The sequence below is a fragment of the Mycobacterium sp. genome (assembly GCF_049280035.1).
Taxonomy (GTDB): Bacteria; Actinomycetota; Actinomycetes; order Mycobacteriales; family Mycobacteriaceae; genus Mycobacterium.
Window position 1 is genome coordinate 1 of record NZ_JBAPPI010000798.1, and the last position, 3,519, is coordinate 3,519.

Genomic DNA, 3,519 nt, shown 5'->3' on the forward strand with positions numbered 1-3,519 from the left:
GCCCCACCCAGGCCGCGCAGCGCATCGACTTGCCCGCCTTGGACGCCGATACCGGGCACCAGCACCGGTCCACCGAGACCGCTGACGTCGGGTGCCGCGGTGACCGTCGCCCCGACGACGACTCCGACCGAGCCGGGCCCGGGGCCCTGCGCGCGGTTGACCGCTGCCGCCTGGTCGACGATCGACTGGGCCACCGTGCGGCCGTCAAACTCGGCTCGCTGCACCGTGGCACCCTCCGGGTTCGACGTTGCCGCCAGCACGAATACCCCTCGACCGTGCGCCGCAGCACTCTCCAGCAGGGGCTGCAACGAGCCGAAACCCAAATAGGGCGACGCTGTTACGGCGTCGGCGGCCAGCGGCGAGTCGCCGGTCCAGGCAGCCGCGTAGGCCGCCATCGTCGATCCGATATCGCCTCGTTTTGCATCAGCCAGCACCAGCACGCCGGCGCCGCGCAGCGCGGTGATGGTGTGCTCCAACACCGCATATCCGGCGGCGCCATAGGCCTCGAAAAACGCGACCTGAGGTTTGACGACAGCGAAGTCGCGGTAGGCGCCGAGACAGGTGTCGCAGAATGCCGCCAGGCCGTCGGGGTTGACCGGCAGGTCCCATGCCCGCAGCAGTTCGGGATGCGGGTCGATGCCCAGACATAGCGGCCCGCGACGCGATACCGCCTCGGCGAGCCGGGCGCCGAACCCGGGCATCGTCAGTGGCCGCCGTTGTTCAGCGTGCTGTGCAGTTCCTGCAGCGAGCGCACCCCGATGACGCCGCGGATCCCGGCCTCGATGCCCTGAATGGCCGCCGAAGCGCCCTGCACCGTCGTCACGCAGGGGATGTTCATTTCCACTGCCGCCGAACGGATTTCGTAGCCGTCGATGCGTGGCCCTGAGTTACCGTAGGGGGTGTTGATCACCATATCGACCTCGCCTGCGCGTATTGCGTCGACGGCAGATGCCGTGGGCCGGCCCGGCTGCGCCGGCTCGAAATGCTTGCGAACCTCCTCGCATGGAATCCCATTGCGCCGCAGCATTTCCGCGGTACCCTCGGTGGCCAGCACCCGAAAGCCTAAGTCGGCCAGCCGTTTGACCGGGAAGACCAGTGACCGCTTGTCCCGGTTGGCGACCGACACGAATATGGTGCCTTCGGCCGGCAGCGACCCGTAAGCGGCGGTCTGGCTCTTCGCGAAGGCGCTGCCGAAGTCGCGGTCGATTCCCATCACCTCGCCGGTTGATTTCATCTCCGGGCCCAGCAGTGAATCGATGGCGGCTCCGTCGGCCCGGCGGAAGCGGTGGAATGGCAACACGGCCTCCTTGACCGCGATCGGCGCGTTCTGCGCCGCGTTGCCGCCGTCTCCCGAGGCGGCCAGCATTCCCTCGCTACGCAGCTGAGAGATCTTTGCGCCCAACATGATACGGGCACAAGCCTTGGCCAGCGGTATCGCAGTGGCCTTGGAGACAAACGGCACGGTGCGGCTCGCGCGCGGGTTGGCCTCCAGCACGTAGAGCACGTCGTCCTTCAGCGCGTACTGCACGTTGAGCAGGCCCACCACTCCGATGCCGTGCGCGATCGACTCCGTTGCGCGGCGCACCTTTTCGATGTCGCTGCGGCCCAGGGTTACCGGGGGCAGCGCACACGCCGAGTCGCCGGAGTGGATGCCGGCCTCTTCGATGTGCTCCATGATCCCGCCGATGTAGACCTCGTCACCGTCGCAGAGCGCGTCGACGTCGATCTCGATCGCGTCCTCCAAAAAGCGGTCGACCAGCACCGGGTGTTCGGGTGAAAGTTCGGTGGCGCGGGCGATGTAGCCCTGCAGGGTGTCATCGTCGTAGACGATTTCCATGCCCCGACCGCCCAACACGTACGACGGCCGGACCAGCACCGGATAACCGATCTCGGCGGCGATCCGGCGGGCCTGCGCAAACGTCGTCGCCATGCCGTATCGCGGGGCCGGCAGTCCGGCAGCCGAAAGCAGGTCGCCGAACGCACCGCGGTCCTCGGCCAGATCGATGGCCTCCGGCGGCGTGCCAACGATCGGGACTCCCGCGTCGGCGAGCCGCTGCGCCAGCCCGAGCGGCGTCTGGCCGCCGAGTTGCACGATAACTCCCGCGACACCGGTACCCTCTGGCCCACCGGCGCCCGATTGCGATTCGGCGTGAAACACCTCCAGCACGTCCTCGAAAGTCAACGGCTCGAAATACAGCCGGTCGGCGGTGTCGTAATCGGTGGACACCGTTTCCGGGTTGCAGTTGACCATCACGGTCTCAAAGCCAGCCTGCGACAACGTCGTTGCGGCATGCACGCAGCTGTAGTCGAATTCGATGCCCTGGCCGATCCGGTTGGGCCCCGAGCCCAGGATCAGCACCTTGGGCCGCTCGGTCTGCGGCGCCACCTCGGTCTCGGCGGACGGGTCGAGCTCGTAGCTGCTGTAGTGATACGGCGTCTTGGCCTCGAACTCTGCGGCGCAGGTGTCCACGGTCTTGTACACCGGGTGGATGCCGAGCCGCCCCCGCAACGACCGCACACCGTCCTCGCCGGCCAATTCCGGTCGCAGCGCTGCGATCTGACGGTCCGACAAGCCGGCGTGCTTACACCGGCGCAGCAGATCAGCGTCAAGCACCGCGGCGTCGACCACCTGACGGCGTAACTCCACGAGCTCGGCGATCTGCGCGACGAACCACGGGTCGACGCCGGAGGCCTCGGCAACCTGCTCCACCGAAGCGCCCAGTCGCACCGCCAGTTCAATGTCGTAGAGCCGGCCCTCGGTCGGGGTACGCAGCTGCTCGAGCACCGTGCCAACGTCGATTGCGGGGTCCGGCGCAGTCCAGAACCCGGCCCGACTGGTCTCCAGCGACCGCATCACCTTGCCGAGCGCTTCGACGAAGTTGCGGCCCACCGACATTGCCTCGCCGACCGATTTCATCGTGGTGGTCAGCGTGGGGTCGGCGCCGGGGAATTTTTCGAACGCGAACCGCGGCGCCTTGACCACCACGTAATCCAGGGTGGGCTCGAAGCAGGCCGGGGTTTCCTTGGTGATGTCGTTGAGGATCTCGTCGAGGGTGTAGCCCACGGCCAGTTTGGCAGCGATCTTGGCGATCGGGAAGCCGGTGGCCTTGGAGGCCAAAGCACTTGACCGCGACACCCGCGGGTTCATCTCGATGACGATCAGCCGGCCGTCGCGCGGGTCGACCGCGAACTGGATGTTGCAGCCGCCGGTGTCGACGCCGACCTCGCGCAGGATGTCGATGCCCAAATCCCGCATCCGCTGGTATTCCCGGTCGGTCAGCGTCATCGCCGGTGCCACGGTCACCGAGTCACCGGTGTGCACGCCCATCGGATCGACGTTTTCTATCGAACACACGACGACCACGTTGTCTTTCCCGTCGCGCATCAGCTCGAGCTCGAATTCCTTCCAGCCGTAGATCGACTCCTCGATCAGCACATTGGCGCTCGGCGAGGCGGCCAAACCCGCGCCGGCCATCCGGTCGACCTCCTCGGCGCTGTGCGCCAGGCCTGAGCCCAGAC

General features: G+C 67.2%; 2 protein-coding genes. Both read right to left on the reverse strand.

Features of this window, described 5'->3' with window-relative positions:
• Positions 1-701, reverse strand: a 701-nt coding sequence (gene pyrF / locus WAN71_RS25580; RefSeq protein WP_422228005.1) for an orotidine-5'-phosphate decarboxylase, incomplete at its 3' end; no start/stop codon positions are given.
• A gap of 2 nt (positions 702-703) precedes the next feature.
• Positions 704-3,519, reverse strand: a 2,816-nt coding sequence (gene carB, locus WAN71_RS25585; protein WP_422228006.1) for a carbamoyl-phosphate synthase large subunit, incomplete at its 5' end; no start/stop codon positions are given.